This is a genomic window from Marinigracilibium pacificum (assembly GCF_012926615.1).
Classification (GTDB): domain Bacteria; phylum Bacteroidota; class Bacteroidia; order Cytophagales; family Cyclobacteriaceae; genus Mangrovivirga; species Mangrovivirga pacifica.
In genome coordinates this window covers 41649-60535 of the sequence record NZ_JABBNU010000003.1, presented here as the reverse complement: position 1 = coordinate 60535, position 18887 = coordinate 41649, and the positions used below count along the sequence as shown (strand labels likewise).

Sequence of the window (18887 nt, the reverse complement as noted above, 5' to 3'; positions counted from 1 at the left end):
TGTTTATATAAATTTAAATTGATCAATTAAAAGAGCTTCGTGGTAGTGGTAAGTAGGGTTTATTAATATGTGATAAATTCCTGAAATTATTATACATATTTATTATATATTTACATTTCATAAACCAAAACAATAAATATTAATGAAAAAGCTATTCCTACTATTTCTGGTGGTTCTATCTATTGCATGCGAAAAGCCTTCGGAGGTAGATTACGTTCTATTATCAGGGAAAATTGAAAATGCTGAATCTGACAAGGTCTTAATTTTAGGTTACGATTTCAGAAAGGTAATTTCTGTTGCAGATGATGGTACTTTTAATGATACATTACGGATCAATTATGAAGGGTACTTTGATCTTAAAATAGATGAAGAGAAGGCATTATTGTATTTATCTAATGGTGCTGATATAAACCTTCAAACAGATTATGAAGCTTTTGATGACTCACTAACATTTACCGGGAAAGGAGCAGAGGAAAATAATTATCTGGCCGAAAAAGTTAAAACAGTATCAAAGCCTACTTATGAATATGCTGTTTTTTATAGTCAGCCAGAGAATGAATTCAAAAATCAGGTTGAGAGTATAAAGGAAAATAGCCTTAATCTTGTAAATAATTATGAAGGTGTGTCAGAAGACTTCGTTAAAGTCGAAGAAGCAAATATTGGATATGAATATCACAATTATCTTTCTTCATACCCTATATATTATAAGATGTTCACTCAATCAGATAGTTTAGAGTTGGCTGATGGTTTTTATTCAGAAAATGAGAGTTTTAACTATACAGATGAAAAAGCGTTTAAAACAAGCCCTATTTACAGAGATCTGGTAATAAAGCATTATGCTACAGAGTTAAATAACTATACGATAAGTAATAATGATAATTATCACTTAGGATTTATTGAATTAATTAATACAATGCCAAAAGGTATTGTCAAAGAGGAGTTTATGCATACAATGGCTTTTGGTATGTTGAAACCAAATGAGTATTTAGAAAAGACCTATAGTCTATACCTTGAAAATACTAGCCGAGAAGATTATTTAAAGGAGTATAAAGAAAAATATGATAGCTTTAAAAGTCTTACTGAGGATAGGCCATCACCGAATTTCGAATTTGAGAATTATGAAGGAGGGAAAACTACATTAGAGAGCCTTAGAGGTAAGTATGTTTATATAGATGTCTGGGCAACCTGGTGTGGTCCTTGTATCAAGGAGATTCCAGAATTAACAAAACTTCAAGAGCAATATGCTGATAAAAATATATCTTTTGTTAGTATTTCTGTTGATAGTAAAGACGATTATGAAACCTGGAAAAATATGGTCAAGGATAAAAATTTGGGAGGCATTCAATTATTTGCTGATAATGGTTTTCAATCTGACTTTATGGAAGCATATGTTGTAGAAGCTATTCCAAGATTTATCCTGATAGGTCCTGATGGGAATATTGTTAAAGCCGATGCTCCACGACCTTCAGACGAAGAATTACTGAAGTTATTTAATGATCTGAATATTTAAGAAAAGGATTTTAAACAAAAGGTAGAGGATATTTTTCCTCTACCTTTTGTTTAATAATTAAAATTTAAACTATGCTGCTTTTTCAGGTTTCTTTGACTTTTTGAAGCGATTGATAAAACTACAGTGATGACATAGTTCTTCAACTAATACTCCGTTTAAAAATCCATCTCTCATATTTTTAAACCGGTCACTATTTATTATCTCAGTCAATGAGTTTTTATGAAGGTTTCCTAAGTTTATAACCGCATTTTTGTCAAGACAACAAGGAACAACACTGCCATCAGCATGAATACCAATATGACTAATTGTACCGTGACAACGCCCGGTATTTCCTTGATTTGGCAATGAAAACGATGGCCATTCGAATCGTGAATCAAAATTTAGATATAATTTATTCCATACCTTTTTGGATTTGATAAGGCCTAACTCAATGTTTCTATTTATTGAGATTTCAAAATATGATTCAATTTTAGAAAAAATATCCTCATTATTTGAAGCATTGCTTTCCTGATTCCAGAGTCTGAAGTTGATGAAGAGTTCTGGTCTGGTTTCATTAGCATATTTAACAAAATCAAATATTGGTAGCAGGTAAGGATCAATATCTCGTTCTGGAAAATTGTCTTTAAATGCCTGTAACGAAAAATTAATCTGTCGGATTGATTTCGAATTAGCTAAAAGTTCTTTATACCTTTTAATTAAAATCCCATTGGTGGTAAGATCTACTTGAGTATTATATTGCTCACAAATTTTAATAATATCGGTAAACTTTGGATGAGCAAGTGGTTCACCAAGAAGATGTAAACATATCGTTTCTGCGAGTGGAGCTACCTGTTTTAGTATATCTTCAAACTCAACCAGATTCATTATCTTTTTATCCTTTTCGACCACAGGACAAAAGGAACACTGCACATTGCAGATGTTTGAAATTTCAAGGTAAACTTTCTTAAACATTCATATTGTAATTATGAACCAAAAATTGTTTGACTAAGCTTTCCTATAGTTTTATGTTAATGTTTTTTATCCGGTTTTAATTCTCAGGATAAATTTTACTTTCAGACTAACTGAATTGCTAAAATCGTAAACTTAATTGGTGAAATGGCTTACTACAGCTTAAAACACCACTTAATTTAAAGTCAAAAATAGACTATTCTTTTGAATAAATATGCTAGAGGATAATGATCTTTTTTTTGATCCTCACCTTAAACAATTTTATATTGATTTTTAAAGTAAATCATAACACATTATTTGAAGTATTTATTCATTGTATCCCAGATAGCATAATACTCCAGCTCTCTTGATCTGTTGTCATTACCCATATCACAATTGATGACAATATACCTTCCGGTTTTTTCCTCTTTATTAAAATACATCCAGGTTGCTACTCCGGCATCACCACCAGAATGCCCGATATAGCCAGGTGCACTATGACCAATAAAAATGGCAGGGCTATAATCTCCATTATATGGATGATTCGGATCCCGACTTTCAAAATGGCTCTCATTAAGTTGTTCTGTAAAAAGTTCTTTATAGCTTTCAGGATTTAAAAGTGTGCCATTACCTGAGTACCCTTTTATTAATTCTACCAGATATTTTGCCATATCATCACTGGAAGAAATCAGCATACCATCAGGATAGGTGATTGCTTTATAATATGGTAATAAACTATTGTCATTTCTGTATAACCTGGAATGATTCGTAATGTCAATACTGTCCAATGACCATCCTGAATCATTCATATTTAATGGACCAAGAATATGAATCCTTGTAAATGAATCAAATGACTGATCGGTGGCTTTTTCTATTATTAAAGCACATAATGTAGCCCCAATGTTAGAATAATTATAACGTTGACCAGGTTTGAAATCAATATAATTCTCTGGTAGATAATATTCTCCGTCTGGTACTAAATATTCCTTTAAATATTCTTCCATTGGCATGTCATTTTCTGCCAGATTGAGTTTTTGATATGGGTAATCAGTAGAAATATTACTAAGGTCTTGATTTTCTGAAACTATCCATGCCCTGTTCATATACTCGTCGGTATCGTTTATTCCTGAAGTATGTGTAGCCAGTTGCCTAATTGTAATAATTTCATTGGGATATTTCGGGTTGAAGACATTAAACGATAAGTATTTGTTAATTGGATCATCAAGATCTAGCTTTTCCAACTCTTTTGCTTTCATTAATGCTATTCCAATTAGGGTTTTAGAAACAGATGCAATATGCTGAACGGTTTTGCTTGTATATTTTTCATTGGTTTCACTGTTTGAAGTTCCAAATCCCTTTGAATATAATACTCCATTTTGATTTACCATTGCAACTGCAAATCCATTTATCTTTCCATTTCTCTGAATGGAGTCGAGTTCAATTGTCAATGAATCAAAAATTGCCAACGAATCAACAGAGTTAAAATCTTTCTTTTCAATTTGATTACATGAGGAAAGAATAAAAATAAAACAAAATAGGAATATTGATAATGCTTTATACATTGGTTTTGGTTGATTATTTTTTATCTGATAGATAAAAGGTTTATATCTTGAATTTAAATGTAAGAAACAATATCGGGTGCATGTATTTACCTTAATCCGGGAATAAAACTTTATTTATTTTACTAATAATCCAATCATAGAATTTCAGGTAAAATATTCCACCAAATAGACACAGAAAAACAACAGTAATTGGTTTTAAACTAACGTTTTCATTTGTCAAAATTACTGGTATTGTATATGAAATACCAAGAATGATTATTCCGATAATACCTCCTTGAACAGGGACAAGCAATAGGTTTTGAGTGTCTTTGAATTGCCTTTTATGTTTAATGGTATCATTAATAATATTTCCATAAGCACCTATTATTCCGAATGAGATAGCAGTTAACAAGAAACTTAGAAATGAGGGTATTTTTAATGCATAAGGGTAAACCATAGCTATTTTATCCTGTTCTAATGCAGCCTTCATCACTTCTTTATTATCAAAACAAACCTTTCCATATCTAACTACCTTCTTTTCCAAAGTTTGTGCATGCTCATATAGTTGTTCATTCTGAAGGATTAAATATCCACCGGTTCCAGTATATAGTGCGATTATGAATATAATAGAACTAATAAAGACTCTAAGCATGATTATTTATTTAAATGTGCAATTGTGCTTTTCAGAAAGTTTTTCCAATTCTTTCATTGTAACTGCACAATGGGATGTCGTATGATTTGTACAACAGAATTCTATTGAGTTGTCAGATAAATTGATAATAACATTACTAAAGTTAATATTTTCAATATCAATGTTTTTCATACCGGTAGCAGAAATGGTTAAATCGGATCCTTTTGGTATTTGTAGTTCAAAACGACCATTTTCATTTGTGATGGTGCCATTTGAAGTGCCGCTTTGTAAAATAAGGGCTGCAGGAATCGGATTGCCTTCTTTATCAATTATAGAGCCCTTTAAAACAATAGAGTCTGAACTTTGGGCTTTTATTGTTAGACATAAAAAAAACAGTGCTGTGTATAGCGAAACCTTTAGTAATGTGGTTAATTTCATATTTAACAGAGTTAATGATCATCCTTTTTTGAGAATGTATGGGATTACACTTCTAATACCTTTCAAGGTAATTATTAAAGTATTTATTTGTAATTAAAGTAGGGTTAGTTTGTCTAAAATCAAAGACTTATGTCATTTAATTAAATGACATAAGTATAGCTTTTAACCTATGGAGTATAATTTTATTTAATATAAAAGGCTCTATTATTGTTAAACAGTATTTAAAATTTTACATTAAATCCCCAAATTTGGAATAGCTTTTTTTCTTAATGTTATTACATCTTTTGATGCATTATCATCAAACTCAAAAACATGATAATCGTATTTAGGATAAAGCTCTTCGGTGATTTTTAAATTTTCCCCATTTCTAATAATATCCAACTGATAGGTTCCGCCAATTTTCATGTTAGAAAAACTTTCCATCAAACTATGGTATGTGTCTTCAGACAGTTCTGTCCCATTGATATGTGTAATGATATCACCTACTTGTACTTTTGTGCCTTTATAGTCTTCTGAAGTAGAAAATACCGTTGGTTGGTTATTTTTATTGGGTCTAATGTTAAGCCCAATTGTTGGTTTTCCCTCTTCATTTAATTTCTTTTTGTAATATTTGATTCCAAAAGGAGCAAGATCGTTTTCAAAATCGAAAGGTGTATTTTTTTTGATATGCCTTTCAATAAAATCAGATATTTCAGGATAAGTTATTGCTAACAGATTATCAAAGAAAAGTTCATTATCGAAAGGATTATCCTTACCATATTTCTTGATTAGGTCTAGATATACGTTTCTAAGCCCTTTTTCACCATTTGATAGCTCCAAAAGCTTAAAGTCAAGCATAGCGGCCGTTAGTGGTCCCAGCTGGTAGATATTACCATATTGCTTATTTCCCTCATCAGTAGACCAATCACTACTTATACGGATAAGGCTGTATTCTGAACTATAATTTTCACTGTTCGTAACCTTTTCGGATAAATAATTCAGATAATTCTGTGGACTTTGATTTCCAGCATAAACCTGCATATAATATGAAACCCATTCTGTTACTCCCTCATAAAGCCAGACATGTTTGTCTTCAGATAAGGGCTTTGAGTAATCAAAATTGGCTAATACATTACTATGTAAGTGTAATGGACTTAGAATATGCATGTATTCGTGAGCGATAATATTTTTCAAGTAGGGCAAATACTGAGGCATATCCGGTAAAGCATAAGTTGAACTCAATGAATGCTCCAGTGCACCGGTACTTTGAAATACTGGCATTTTACCCATGTCTTCATGGGAAGCAAAATACATTAGGAATGTATATCTTTCTACAGGAGAATAACCAATAAATTGCTTTGCGGCATCCAGGATTTCAGATGCCTGATCTAATACCATATCTGCTGTGATTCCACCTGAAGGAGAATAAACATAGACTTCAACCTTTATTTTATCTACCATTGTAGAAGAGTATGATAAGCTTTTACCTATCAAAATAGGAGAGTCAGTCAAGTGGTAGAATGATTCGACATCATAATTTCCTTCATCATCTATATTGAGGGCTGTTCCAATTTGTAAATCATCATCCAATAACAGTTTTAACTTTATAGGTTCATTTTTTAGATTTTTGAAATATCCAAAAACGCCATGAGGGTTAATTATAGTGTAATTATCCGTAATTCCGGTGCCGCTCATTGGGTAGATAGGATGATAAGTCGTGCTCATATCAAATGAGTCGTCAATCTCATATATAATTTGATGAACTTTTTCAGGTTCGATTATTCGAAAGTCATTAATAGAAATTTTGTTTGTAATTAATTCATTTCCCTCTTTATCATATACCCTAAATGACTTAACAAAACGTCCAAAATCAAGTGGTTGATGAACTCCGGGAGCATATGATACGAAGCTGTAAATATCGTCTTTTGAAGAAAGTGAATGTACAGTCAATTTTACATTAAAGGCATCATTTTTATTTGTTAGATCCACCTCATAATTAAATGTGGTTTGCTGAGCTAAAATATTTGAAGTGAATAAAATAAGGATCAGGTAGCGTTTCATAGTGATTTATTGTAATGATATTTAAGATTGTCTTTAGTAGTTTGATAAGTTATTAAATAATCTAATACGAATTTCAAAAAGATTTACAATCGGATGATTTATTGTTTTATCTGTATCATACGATGTTTATTTGGTAACCTTATAAATATCAATTAGTTGTAAGGAATTTTAATCCTCAAATTATAATAAAGCCATATGCAAAATCGGGTATGGTTTTCCTGAAGGGTCTGTTTCTGATCTGCTAATTACTTCAAAACCAAAGTGTTTATAAAAGTCTACTGCTTCCACATTTTGTTCGTTTACATCTACAGAATTGACTTTTTGGTGATTTACACCATATTGTAATAACGCTTTTCCAATACCTTTTCCTCTAAAATAAGGATCTATAAAAAGCATCTCTAATTTACTATCTGCAACTCCCGAAAAGCCAATGATATCTCTTTTTTCGTTACGAAGACATTTTAAAATAACTGCATCTAAATATGTACTTAAAATTAATGGTTTAAAATAAAGAATGTCTTCTTCTAATAAAAAATCGTGAGTTGCTCTTACTGAAGCTTCCCATACATCTACAACATTCTTGTAATCAGATTTTTCGATAGGTTCTATGATATATTTCAAATTAAAAAGGAGTTAATGAACATCTGTAAAAGTAATTCTTGTTTTAGTTAATTCCGAAAGACTATAATTATTAAATGGAGATATTGAAATTTCTTTTATAGTACCTTGGTAATAGTAAGGTTTAATTATTGTTGAATCAGGTGATATTGAATTTAAAAAGGCAAAGTATAGATTAGTCGGATCACCATAATAATTTGAAGAGCTTAAATAACCAATCAAGGCATGTTCCATATCATGAAAATTAGCCATGTGCCAGCCGGATCGAAATCCAACTTCTATGATCTCTCCTTTAGCGGTTCGACCCCAAAAAGTACCTTTATTTATAGGATCAACAAGCTTTTTTTCGAAAAATGGATATGTTTTGATTAAGTATTTTGAATAAAATGATGTATCACTAAAACTAAGTGTGGCAGCCATTTGATCGAGTTCCGCCTGGTGCCAGGTCATTATGGATTTGTCTAAATCATGTTTGGCATTAAGATAATTTGAGGCCCACCTATTTTCGTCTGGTAAATATGCTGTTTGCAAAAGCTTTTCTGCCCCCTTTTTTGCAAACTCATGCATTTCTTGATCATTAAGTAATTGAGCACTGATGTACAACATCCAAAATGTTTTAATGCTGTGAGCAAAGTCTGTATTACCACCAATTGTTTTGTTGTTTAGACTACTCCAAAACATGTTGTGTTCATTACTGTAAAAATTATTTTTTATTGATTTAGCTAATATTTTTACTTTGGTTTTAAGTTCTTCTGAAAGGCTATCTGGTACAATTTGAGCAGTTAATAGTGTATAGGCATTCAATTGATCAAGCGGTGCAATTAGGATTTTATGGTGGGTACTGTCTCCTTCAAAATTTTCTGCAACCCAGTTAAATAATTTGGTGTTTTCGTAGAGGTTTGATTGTTCATAATATGACTTCCATACGGCTCTGTTTACATCAATTATGATTTTAAGGATTTCAGGGTCTCTTGTTAAGTAGTAATAAATCGAAGGACCTAATAGTCCATATGCTAAATCTTGTGTGTTTCGCTGAAGGATATTTGGTTGTGGGTTTTTATTTTTATCCCAAAAGGAAACAACACTCTTATCTGAAAATACTCCCTTTTTTATAAGGTAATCAAGGCCATTTTTAGCATTAATCAGGTATTCTTCATTTCCAGTAATATGGTAAGCAACACAGTAACCATATATTTGTCTAGATTTTACCCTGATGAAATCTCGCCTGAGACTATCTGAATTAGCCATATAATATTGTTGATACTCATTGGGAAGTTTTAAGGAATCAAGTTTTGAAGGATTTACCGGAGTGCCGTCGGGATATCTATATACTGGAAAGTTTCCTGAAGGGTTTCCCAAGGCATCCTTAGTCATCCAAAATGGCATAATCAGACTATCGACATGGTAAATCCAATCAGGTTTATTCGTTATTGCTGAGTTAGGAATTCCTTTTTCATGCCTGACGCATCCGGGTATGCAAATAATTGCGAGCAAAAGAAGCCATCTAATTTTCATTTTCAAAGCAATGATCTTTCATCATTGATAAGAGGGTTAAATATATATTTTACTAATGCTATTCCAGTATGTCATCCAGTTCAAAAAACTTCACAGCATTTTCATAGAATATTTTGCGTTTGTCTTCTTCTGTTAGGAATTCAAAACTATCAAGTCTTTTTATACTCTCCTCAATTTTATTGGGCCAGTACATACCATCAGACCCGAACATGATTCTGTCGATCATGTTTGCTTTTTTAGCTTTTGAAAGAAATTCTTCAGCATAAAGAGCGGTAGGGCTATTTTCTATCCATAAAATTGCCCCAAGACCACAATAAACTTGAGGGTACAATTCCATTATAGCTAGGGCGTGGTCGTAAAATAATCCTCCAGAGTGCATCAGGTAGATTTTTAATTTTGGATAATTTATTAAAACCTCTTCAATAAGAAGAGGATCTCCCAGAGTCAGACGTATTTTCGTATATCTATAGGAAATGCCCGGAGGGCCAGAACCAGTATGCAATGCAATTGGTATTCCTTCTCTCTCACAAATTTTTAAGTAGGGAGCAAAACCCGGATCTGCTATCGTCATGCCATTAAACATTGGTAGAAACTCACCCCAAACCTGGATCTTTCCTTCCTCAATTAAATTTTTAAATTCTATTGTGTCAAATTTTGGATAGTTATTTGATTCATATCCTTGAAGCATTATTTCCTCCATATCCGAATCATAGGAACCACCACTTTTCATAGCATAAACAATATTGAATTTTTGAAACTGTTTTTTCATTTCCGCTTTAAATTCTTCATAAGTAGAAGGAGCTCCGTATATCGAACGATAGGTACGATCAGTATAACCATGAACATGAACATCAATGATAGGTTTAATTCCGTCTTGAGCACTAAGTATAAATGGAAGTAGTAGGAATAAAATTTGAAATGATTTCATCATTGTATAGGTTTGGTGGTAAAATAACAGGGGTCTGTTTAGTAAAGCAATTGCTTGTTTATGAGTTATTTAATTTACTTAATCTTTAGCTCTTAAAAAAGATGGGGTAGAAGTAGTTGTTGATATTTATTGGTGAATAACAATTTAGGAAAGTAATATTATAACAAGCAGAAAAATTTAATGAGCACTAGTTGCGGAAGTATTCTCTTGATTTGAAATCATATTAATTGACTATCAGGAATTACTCTCTTCTAATTTTTAAATTTGGTCCGTCCACATACGAATTACTTAAAGACATTAATCCATCTTCATATGAATAGACCCATTTTAGATTATAACTAGGCGTATTTTCCAATCATTTTTCCAGCTCAAGAAGTCTTTACCAAAGGTAAATTGATACATTCCATATAGCTAGCCTAATTTGAAGCCTCCGATTACAATTAAATTACCATTAGAATGAAAATTGTAAAGAATGATTTTACCTGTTTACCTTAAAGTGTTAAACTAAAAAGTGCCAAATGTTATAATTAGTATCTAGTACTGGTTGATATATATTAGTTATTAAAATCAATCAACAAGCTTGAGGTATTCCTTAGGGACATTCACGTATTCCTGATAGCACCAGCTATTTGGACAATTCTTATTCATTTCAGAAGATTCAGCAATTTTAATTTTTATCGTTTCAGAATCTAATACTGTTCCCTTATAAATTTCTCCAATTATAAAAGTTCTGTCTTCGATTCCCACTACACCACCTACTGTAATGGTTGCAGTATATTCATTTATGAATTCGTATTCAGCATAGATAGAATTATCATCTTTACTGCAAGAAGAAACTAAAATTGATAAGAATAATATTGAAATGAAGAACTGTTTCATTATTAGTGTAATTATTAGTTTTATGTATTTTATTCCTGCAATAATTGTGCCTTAATCGTGGTTTTGTTCAAATCAATAAAAATATATTATTGATGATTAATGATATCTAATATCTTTAAAATATCCATTAAAAATTTATTGTCAGAATCTGAAACAACCGGAGAGTTCGCAAGAAGAGATACAACAATGTTATTCTTTGGGCAAATTAAAATAATTGAACCTGATGAAGGAAGTTCTCCTGTATGATACCATATTTGATTACCCTGGTTGTCTTTTGATATATACCAACCCAACCCATAACCTGTATTAAAATTGTTACTTGTTGTTTGAGTTGTGAATATTTCATTTTTTGAATTTTCACTTATAATCATGTTCCTTGTTAAAGCAAGTCCGAACCTAACCAAATCATCTGTTGTAGAAATTAAACCACCTGTAGAATATGAATAACTTAAGTCATAAGGAAATGCTTCTTTTCCACTGAGAAAGTAAAATTTGCTTTTATTTGTGAAAGTGCTGTCATAAACATCTCCATAGGTAAAATTCATGCTTAATGGTTTCCAAATATTATTTGTCATGTAATCTAAGTATGCTTCGTTGGTAACATTTTCTATCAGTGTCCCTAAAAGAATATATCCAAAAGAGGAGTAGATGAATTCAGTGCCGGGGATTGAAATTAGTGAGTCTGTTTTGAAAATACTTAATGCTTCAGAAAGACTATTGAAATGTTCTTGAATAAATATTTCATCCCAACTCTTACCGTAATATCCCCTAATTCCACTCAAATGAGCAGCAATCTGTCTTACTGTTACTGGATATTTTTTTTCCGGAAATTCAGGTACATATAATTGAATGGGTGAATCCAGATTTATTGACTTCTTCTCCAATAGCTGCATGATAGCTGCGGAAGTCATGGTTTTTGAGATGCTTGCGATTCTGAATTGGGTATTTCTATCTACTTTCTTAGATCTTTGGACATCAGAAAATCCAAACCCTTTTGAATAAATAATTGAGTCAGTTTTTCCGATTGATAATTGAAATCCGGGTATCTCATATTCATTTTTAAATTCATTTGCCCAACTATCGATTTTGTCATTTAGATCAGTAGGACTTGTAGATTTATTTTTGTTTTGAGTATAAGTTAAGGGTGTGTTTGAAAATGAAATTTTAGCAGATAGAATACCACTTGACCTTTTCCAAGTGCCAAAACTATTAGATCGATAATAACACGTGTAATTTTCCAGATCCTTTCCAGATTTGGTTACACCAAATACAGTTCCGGCGACTACTGTATTAACATGAGGGATTGATATTTTTTCATTGTTGATTATTACCGTGTCGTAAGAAACTCTATCAGGAAATTCATTAATATATTGTTCATATTTTTTCGCTACATATTCTCTATCATCCTTATCCATTATCCACTCAAATACTAAATAAAATTTCCTTTCATTAATGACTTGTTTGGCATTAAAATTAAAATTTAACCAACCTTTTTTAATATCTGATTTTTTTATTGTCTGGGAATTAAGTAAATCATTACCCGGTTGTTGAGTTGCAGAATCAACAGTCATAAGCCGAAGTCTAATCTTGAATTCGGGTGAAAGGTTTTTGGCAATGTACAATGAGGCGTCTTGTAAGAAAATAAGATCTTCAAATTCAGATTTGTCAATCAATAATGCCATTGCACTACCGGCTGAAGCAGTGTCATAATGAAGTTGACCTGATAAAAGTAAACTTTTGCCATTTCCAAATTCAACTTCACGAGGTTTAAGGCGTTTTGCTTTGATTTCAATTGAACCTAATTCAATTATCTTTTCAGTAAGATGAATTATTAATTCTGATTGCCCAACTTGAGGTGAAACTATGATTTCTTCCTGGTTATAGCCAACAGAGGAGAATAATAGAGGTAGATTAGTATACTCAGCAGGTATGCTTATTGAGAAGGACCCGTCTTCATTACTTATTGTCCCTATTTTACTACCATTAATTCCTATATTGGCAAATGGTATCGCATTATTTGTTTTTCTATCGATTACTTTCCCGGAGATGTTTATCTGGCAGTATGAGCTTTGAATAAAACTAGTTAGAAAAAGTATAATGAAGGTTAGTCTCATTTTGAATATCTGTAAGTAACAAATTAACTAACTATTCAAACCTTTATACTACTGTGTTATGTTAAAAGATATAAATGGAAATGCTAATTATTTATAATTTCCCTAGTCTTAAATCAAATAAAACTCACCAAAGAATTATCTAATAATAGTTATAGGGTTAGGATAATAGTTATTTATTTTTCCATTTTTTGCCTTAAAAGAGAAAACTATTGGTAAAATAATATTCAATAGATTTAGCCCTAAAAAGATATAGAAGGGGACATAATGATAGGGGATATGTAGGATTTTTAGAAATCCAAATGATAAGAATGATATAAAAGCAATTACCGACCAGATTATTTGAAAATTTAAAATGTTGGCACCAATTTTTTTAAGTCCGATAATTCTTTCTTTTTTATTCATCCATAAAATCAGAGGAAGAATAATATTACCTATTGGGATTGCAAGAAATGCAAGAACAGAAAGGTGGATAATGAATAAATAGTTGTTGTCTTCTTGTTTACCATAATCCAGAATTTCTTCTGTATTAATTTCTAAGGCCTCACATATCAAATTTAGAGTTGTTCCTCTAGGCTCACTTTCGTTTTTTTCAATACGTTGAATTGTCCTTAAGTTAACCTTTGCTGAATCAGCAAGCTCTTCTTGTGATAAGCCTTTTTTCTTTCTTATTTCTTTTATTTTTTTTCCGATTTCCTGCATGTTGATTTTGGTTGTTGTGTAGGCAAATCTATAAATAAATCAGATTTAGTTGTGACGGTATAATTGCGGCATTTATACGACAATTATGTCAAATATTGGATTTTATTGCTATTTAGATATTTTTATTTAATTAAAAAACACTGATATAGTAAGCAGTATTGAAAAAAAAGGGCTGCAACTATGTTGCAGCCCTTTTATAATTATTATTCTAGTTATCTAATGGTGGAAACGAAATAAGAACCAACCAGAGTATTATTACCTTCTTCCAGGTTCATTTCTAGTAAATAGCCATCTTGCTGAACTGTGACAACAACTGTTCCTCCTGTAAAACTTTTATAGTTGCTTGGGTCTGTTCCAACATTTACTCCACTAGTTTCAGTATTAACTCCCTGATCCTGTCCACCGACAACATAAGTTCCTGAAGTTAGTTCTGTACCCTGGTAATAAATCTCTATAGAGAGGAAAAAAGTATTTAGTCCATCATCAATGCTGAATAATATACTGTGAGGTTCCTGGAAATCAAATATGTTATATGAATCGGCTTCAAGGAAGTAAGTATTACCTGCATAGACTACACTATAATTATTAGGAGCAGTATCTCCTGAAGCAACTACAGTTTTTTCATTTGCAACGGATACATCATTTCCATTTTTTTCATCCTGATAGGTTACTGTAATTATTGTGCCATTTTCGATATTAAGGTTATTGTCATTATCAGTACCGGCTTCAGAGCCTAAAGTAGTTAATAATACACCAGAGAATTCATTGCTACTTTCAGAAGTTTCTGTTAATACAACCAGTTCTTTTTCACCCAATGAACTATTTACCTCAACAGTTACGCTTTCAACACTGCTTTCGTCTGAATTCAAATCAGGATCCGTTACAGAGATAATCAATTCCTGACCACCTTCAATCATTTCTGATATGCTAAGTATACCCGTAGTGCCGGTACATGATTTTCTTATAGTATATAAGCAGGCATCAGAATCCAGTAAAGTAGGAATTGAATCATTAATACTTAGATCTGATATATTATAGCTTAATCCATGATCCTGGGTAATAAGTATATTTTTTCCATATACGTTGAGAATCACTGAACTTGATAGATTTGTGGTCCAATCTAAAAATACTTGATCCTCACATTTTTTAATTTTAATAGAAACTTTCTTTGTGCAATCTGGATTTTCATCTTCATTAATGATTTCCTCTTCAGGTTTTTCTATTCCTTCAGGGCAGTCTGAAGTAACGATATTAATATTTTTTGGATGATCTCCATTAATAGTTTGAAAATTATGAAACTGTGCAGGTGAGCTAGTTCCTGCAGGAATTATCATTTTCCTATTTGGCGTTGAACTACCTTGAACATAGTATTTTACTGTTATATCCTTATCGAAGATTGTTTTATTTTCCGGAGCATACACATAATATGTGAATTCAGTAACAGAAATATATGTAAAGGATACATATGAAACTTTATATTCAGAGCCATCACATAATTGCTGTTTTAGAACTTCCTTTTCCTGGCAGCTAAAAAACAGGCTGAAACCTAAGGCAAGTGATAAGAGTAAAAAATATCTTTTAAAAATCGTCATGATAAAAAAATGTTAATACTAACAGGCAAAAGTATATTAGGGAATTGTGGGATGGAATAAAGTTTGGCTAAATTCGATAAAGAACAAAATGTGAGGTATTAAGTAAAAATAATGAGGTTTTAATTTAATCGGAGAATAAAATGTTGTTTAAGAAAATTTATTTTAATTCTTGTTATTGTGCTATTTTATCTGTGTCTGAATAATTGATGGTTTTATATTGAATGAATTTGGTTATCAAGACATTTGAATTTATTTACTTATTCGATCTCTGGATTTCATTTCTTTGAGATCAATTATCAAACTTAGAGATGAAGTAATAAATACAAGAGCGGAAGGAAGTAATATTATTGCAATCCCAGGGTATAATACAAAGATAAGTATTTCGATGTCAAGGAAATCATCTATAAAGGCAGTAATAAAATAACTAATTAAGATTAAACCTGACCAGGTAAATAGTTTAAAGCTCCTTAAATTTCTAATATCTTTCTTTATTAAATGCGCATATTTATTTTCAAAAGGAGGCCTCATTTATTTTTAATGTTATCGTATAGAACAATTGTTCCTGAAAGCGTTCCGGTTAATGTTATTATAATTATAAATAAATCAATAGGTAATCCTGTAGGAGCATATAGAATCATAGAAAGGAAAAATGTACTAATTAAAACTAATGGTACTATTAATATGAAATTGAGCATTCTTAATTTGATTGATTTAGGGCTTTTTTTCAAGGACTTGTAACTAGCCAGTATCATGAATAATGAATAAATTAAAAGAATTCCTGATTCAAAAAAGCCAAATCCAGCGCTATGTCCTGAAGCACCTACAGTCATAATGGTTGCAAATATTAATATGGTTAATACTATTGGAAACACTAACAAAATCAAGTATGAAAGTTTAGTTATTAGTTTCATAGTTATGTTTTTCAATGAGTACCACATCAATATTGTTTCCAGTAATTTTTATTAAACCCCTTTTACTCTCATTATAAAAAACAGATAAGCGACTTCCATTACTAGAATGGACAAGCATTGGTTCATAAGATATAATTTCGAAATCCAGTATTTTTTTTAGATGTTCAAACCTGCCGTTAACTACTCTTGATAACCAGGTGTTTTTAAAATCTGTAGTAATATAAAACAGATCTTTGTTGTAAGGGAAAGTAGATATGATCAAGATCTGGGTGGTATCGAGAATAGTAGTTCGTCCTAAAGAAGATTTTGATTCTGTATCACCAATATAATATCCTAAAGTACCATCATCCATTAATTCAGGTTCTGGTAATATATATTTTTCCATAGATGAGGGTTCCAATATCTTGAATATCCTCGAAAATCCGTTTCCATGAGCTAGGGTTGTTGATAAATAATAAATATTATCAATTTTGTCAACACTAACCGGGCAAGTTGCTTCGCAGGCATAGACAGAATTGTCCTTTTTTTCCTTGAACTTAATAGAACCTCCCCATTCTCCATTACAAGATCCGCTAATAACATAATTTTCGTCTTCAAACATAAGTGTATCCATGTTCATATCATATTCTTCCATTAGATCAAGATACATTTGATTACTATTAAATACCTCTATATTGAATTTAGGTGTATTTGATGGTGAGCACCCGCATAAAACTATAAATATTAATATTAGGTATTTCATAAAAAAATCATTCATAATTTAAACATTGAAAAGATTTTTCTGATGAGTATAAATTGATCGAAAATTATTTAAAAAAATATTCATACTACGAGGATGATAAATTTAGAAGATAAAATAAGTTTTATGAAGAGCTTTTAGGAGGAGTAGACCTAGACAATATTAAATTATAAAGAATTGGTTCTATCCAAATCAAAATTAATAACCAATCAGAATGTTTCGAATCATTTTTTATAATTAGATCTGAAATTATAAATATTAATGGTATTAGCCATATCATTACCGGTAGATAAAATGCTATTAATTTATTGTGATATTTTGGATAGGTGAAATTTAAAGAATTAATAATTCCATTAAACAAAGTGAACAGTAATCCTCCCACGAATGAAAGCAGGAGTAATCTTCCTTTTGAATAATCATCTAAATCATTTATTACCCCTGTTAAATTAATGGATATAATAGTTAAGGTAAAGCCAATTATTAGCTGGATTATGAAATACTTTGTAATTGGATTTTTCATTCGAATAATTTTCAACAAAAGAAAAAATTAATTAGGGAGTGGACTCGAGTATTCTTTATGTAATCTTTAAAAATATAAAGCAAAGTGTTGTTTCGGTTATTTAAAAATTAATCAGCTTAATGAATATCTAGTGAGCTATTATTTCACTTCTTTTTACCATCCTTCTTAGTTTTATTTCGATAAACAACTGAGTAAACAATAAAATTATTGAAGTAAAAAAAGAGAAATTTTCAAGGTTTTTATTGTATCCAAAATTGATATGAAATAAACTCAAAAATGAACTTAATCCATTTTCGTTTAGAGAATGTACACCATCAGGCCTGATTAATACAAATAATAAAAAGTTAACCGAAGATGCTAAAACTGCGATTTTATAATCCTTTATTTTATCAAGATTAATTCCATTATAAATATGTAAGCCAAGTACCGGGATTATAATGATACTCATTGCCATTAGGCCGATTCCAAAATTTACCAGAAGAATTAATACAGAAATAAGGAATAGAAACCAGTATATTATTTTATTCATAATTTAAACATCTCAATAGTATAATCAAGTAATTCAATATCACCTGGATTCCCATGGCCGGGGATCACAACTTTTATATCCCCATATTTTTTCTTTATTGCTCTAACAGTATTCGACCATTCGGCTGTATTGGCATCACCAAGATATCCTTTGCCAGCACCTAATGATTTAATCAGGCATCCTCCAAACATTACTTTATCTTTTGGGAAATATGATACGATATTATCTATTGTGTGGCCTTCACCAAAATATTCGTTGGTTACCCAATGTGAACCAACCTTAATTTCCAGATGCTTTTCAAATCCATTTTGAGGTATGGTTACACTGTCACTTTTAGCCAGGTCAATTGTTTTAAATGATGAATAGGAGGGGATAAGCTTATCATGGAACCCCTTGAGTCCTCCAAGACAATCATCATGAAAGTGAGTTACAATGACTCCTTTTACCTGAACATTAAGTGTGTTTTCAATCCACTTGATTAGCTCTTTTGAATCCCTGTCATTTGTTGGGGTATCAAATACCAAAGCTTCACCGTCACTAACTACAATCATTCCGTTACAACCCACTTTACCGTAATCCGTTTCAAGGTAGGAGATATGGCGGTACGTGTTTTCTGTTAGCTTTTCGATTTTTACATTTTCACTTTGGTATAAAAAATCAGGATTTTGAGCAAATCCTATTGATCTAATTCCGGATAATATAATTAATAGATAGTATGTTAACTTCATTACTTTGAATTCTGGCAAAACGCTTGTG

19 protein-coding genes are annotated in these 18887 nt (G+C 31.2%); 1 reads left to right on the top strand and 18 read right to left on the bottom strand.

Going from position 1 to position 18887, the window contains the following annotated elements:
- Positions 1-142 precede the first annotated feature (142 nt).
- Positions 143-1510 (top strand): TlpA family protein disulfide reductase, encoded by a 1368-nt coding sequence (locus HH304_RS05070; RefSeq protein ID WP_169678612.1) that lies wholly within the window; start codon positions 143-145, stop codon positions 1508-1510.
- A 69-nt stretch (positions 1511-1579) separates the two neighbouring features.
- On the opposite strand, the gene HH304_RS05065 is transcribed toward HH304_RS05070, so the two are convergent.
- From HH304_RS05065 to bla, 18 genes are all read right to left on the bottom strand, one after another.
- Complete coding sequence (locus HH304_RS05065) at positions 1580-2461, bottom strand: radical SAM/SPASM domain-containing protein (protein WP_169678610.1); 882 nt, start codon at positions 2459-2461, stop codon at positions 1580-1582.
- A gap of 290 nt (positions 2462-2751) precedes the next feature.
- A complete protein-coding gene (locus HH304_RS05060) occupies positions 2752-3999 on the bottom strand; it encodes a serine hydrolase domain-containing protein (RefSeq protein WP_169678608.1) in 1248 nt (415 codons plus the stop codon).
- A 91-nt stretch (positions 4000-4090) separates the two neighbouring features.
- Entirely contained in the window at positions 4091-4630 is a 540-nt protein-coding gene (locus HH304_RS05055) for a hypothetical protein (RefSeq protein ID WP_169678606.1), read from the bottom strand.
- A gap of 6 nt (positions 4631-4636) precedes the next feature.
- Positions 4637-5047 carry a carboxypeptidase-like regulatory domain-containing protein gene (locus HH304_RS05050; protein ID WP_169678604.1) on the bottom strand — a complete coding sequence of 137 codons (411 nt, stop codon included), beginning with the start codon at positions 5045-5047 and terminating at the stop codon, positions 4637-4639.
- Positions 5048-5281: 234 nt separating this feature from the next.
- Positions 5282-7087: a M61 family metallopeptidase gene (locus HH304_RS05045; RefSeq protein ID WP_169678602.1), complete on the bottom strand. Its 1806-nt coding sequence runs from the start codon at positions 7085-7087 to the stop codon at positions 5282-5284.
- 180 nt (positions 7088-7267) lie between these two features.
- A complete protein-coding gene (locus HH304_RS05040) occupies positions 7268-7708 on the bottom strand; it encodes a GNAT family N-acetyltransferase (RefSeq protein WP_169678600.1) in 441 nt (146 codons plus the stop codon).
- 12 nt (positions 7709-7720) lie between these two features.
- Positions 7721-9220, bottom strand: coding sequence for an AGE family epimerase/isomerase (locus tag HH304_RS05035; RefSeq protein ID WP_169678598.1), 1500 nt, complete (start codon positions 9218-9220; stop codon positions 7721-7723).
- A 58-nt stretch (positions 9221-9278) separates the two neighbouring features.
- A complete protein-coding gene (locus HH304_RS05030; RefSeq protein ID WP_169678596.1) occupies positions 9279-10148 on the bottom strand; it encodes an amidohydrolase family protein in 870 nt (289 codons plus the stop codon).
- 567 nt (positions 10149-10715) lie between these two features.
- Positions 10716-11027, bottom strand: a complete 312-nt coding sequence (locus tag HH304_RS05025) for a hypothetical protein (RefSeq protein WP_169678594.1) — start codon at positions 11025-11027, stop codon at positions 10716-10718.
- 86 nt (positions 11028-11113) lie between these two features.
- The gene (locus HH304_RS05020; RefSeq protein WP_169678592.1) at positions 11114-13141 is read right to left on the bottom strand and encodes a serine hydrolase; all 2028 of its coding nucleotides are present in this window, start codon (positions 13139-13141) and stop codon (positions 11114-11116) included.
- A gap of 135 nt (positions 13142-13276) precedes the next feature.
- Positions 13277-13840, bottom strand: a complete 564-nt coding sequence (locus HH304_RS05015) for a helix-turn-helix domain-containing protein (protein ID WP_169678590.1) — start codon at positions 13838-13840, stop codon at positions 13277-13279.
- Positions 13841-14052: 212 nt separating this feature from the next.
- The gene (locus HH304_RS05010; protein WP_169678588.1) at positions 14053-15432 is read right to left on the bottom strand and encodes a hypothetical protein; all 1380 of its coding nucleotides are present in this window, start codon (positions 15430-15432) and stop codon (positions 14053-14055) included.
- 249 nt (positions 15433-15681) lie between these two features.
- A complete protein-coding gene (locus HH304_RS05005; protein WP_169678586.1) occupies positions 15682-15960 on the bottom strand; it encodes a hypothetical protein in 279 nt (92 codons plus the stop codon).
- Positions 15957-16343 (bottom strand): hypothetical protein, encoded by a 387-nt coding sequence (locus tag HH304_RS05000; RefSeq protein WP_169678584.1) that lies wholly within the window; start codon positions 16341-16343, stop codon positions 15957-15959. The genes HH304_RS05005 and HH304_RS05000 overlap by 4 nt, the downstream gene beginning before the upstream one ends.
- Positions 16327-17085 carry a hypothetical protein gene (locus HH304_RS04995; protein WP_169678582.1) on the bottom strand — a complete coding sequence of 253 codons (759 nt, stop codon included), beginning with the start codon at positions 17083-17085 and terminating at the stop codon, positions 16327-16329. Before HH304_RS04995 ends, HH304_RS05000 begins: the two co-directional genes overlap by 17 nt.
- Positions 17086-17206: 121 nt before the next feature.
- Positions 17207-17602: a hypothetical protein gene (locus HH304_RS04990; protein ID WP_169678580.1), complete on the bottom strand. Its 396-nt coding sequence runs from the start codon at positions 17600-17602 to the stop codon at positions 17207-17209.
- Between the two features lie 127 nt (positions 17603-17729).
- A complete protein-coding gene (locus HH304_RS04985) occupies positions 17730-18131 on the bottom strand; it encodes a hypothetical protein (RefSeq protein WP_169678578.1) in 402 nt (133 codons plus the stop codon).
- Entirely contained in the window at positions 18128-18859 is a 732-nt protein-coding gene (gene bla, locus HH304_RS04980) for a subclass B1 metallo-beta-lactamase (RefSeq protein ID WP_169678575.1), read from the bottom strand. Before bla ends, HH304_RS04985 begins: the two co-directional genes overlap by 4 nt.
- Between the last annotated feature and the right edge of the window lie 28 nt (positions 18860-18887).

Bases quoted from the DNA above. Each gene is read 5' to 3' on its own strand.
- HH304_RS05010 (WP_169678588.1), bottom strand. From the start codon at position 15,432: ATGACGATTTTTAAAAGATATTTTTTACTCTTATCACTTGCCTTAGGT.
- HH304_RS05045 (WP_169678602.1), bottom strand. From the start codon at position 7,087: ATGAAACGCTACCTGATCCTTATTTTATTCACTTCAAATATTTTAGCT.
- HH304_RS04985 (WP_169678578.1), bottom strand. From the start codon at position 18,131: ATGAATAAAATAATATACTGGTTTCTATTCCTTATTTCTGTATTAATT.
- HH304_RS05005 (WP_169678586.1), bottom strand. From the start codon at position 15,960: ATGAGGCCTCCTTTTGAAAATAAATATGCGCATTTAATAAAGAAAGAT.
- HH304_RS05070 (WP_169678612.1), top strand. From the start codon at position 143: ATGAAAAAGCTATTCCTACTATTTCTGGTGGTTCTATCTATTGCATGC.
- HH304_RS05015 (WP_169678590.1), bottom strand. From the start codon at position 13,840: ATGCAGGAAATCGGAAAAAAAATAAAAGAAATAAGAAAGAAAAAAGGC.
- HH304_RS05065 (WP_169678610.1), bottom strand. From the start codon at position 2,461: ATGTTTAAGAAAGTTTACCTTGAAATTTCAAACATCTGCAATGTGCAG.
- HH304_RS05030 (WP_169678596.1), bottom strand. From the start codon at position 10,148: ATGAAATCATTTCAAATTTTATTCCTACTACTTCCATTTATACTTAGT.
- HH304_RS05000 (WP_169678584.1), bottom strand. From the start codon at position 16,343: ATGAAACTAATAACTAAACTTTCATACTTGATTTTGTTAGTGTTTCCA.
- HH304_RS05020 (WP_169678592.1), bottom strand. From the start codon at position 13,141: ATGAGACTAACCTTCATTATACTTTTTCTAACTAGTTTTATTCAAAGC.
- HH304_RS05050 (WP_169678604.1), bottom strand. From the start codon at position 5,047: ATGAAATTAACCACATTACTAAAGGTTTCGCTATACACAGCACTGTTT.
- HH304_RS05060 (WP_169678608.1), bottom strand. From the start codon at position 3,999: ATGTATAAAGCATTATCAATATTCCTATTTTGTTTTATTTTTATTCTT.
- HH304_RS04990 (WP_169678580.1), bottom strand. From the start codon at position 17,602: ATGAAAAATCCAATTACAAAGTATTTCATAATCCAGCTAATAATTGGC.
- HH304_RS05035 (WP_169678598.1), bottom strand. From the start codon at position 9,220: ATGAAAATTAGATGGCTTCTTTTGCTCGCAATTATTTGCATACCCGGA.
- HH304_RS05025 (WP_169678594.1), bottom strand. From the start codon at position 11,027: ATGAAACAGTTCTTCATTTCAATATTATTCTTATCAATTTTAGTTTCT.
- HH304_RS05055 (WP_169678606.1), bottom strand. From the start codon at position 4,630: ATGCTTAGAGTCTTTATTAGTTCTATTATATTCATAATCGCACTATAT.
- HH304_RS04995 (WP_169678582.1), bottom strand. From the start codon at position 17,085: ATGAAATACCTAATATTAATATTTATAGTTTTATGCGGGTGCTCACCA.
- bla (WP_169678575.1), bottom strand. From the start codon at position 18,859: ATGAAGTTAACATACTATCTATTAATTATATTATCCGGAATTAGATCA.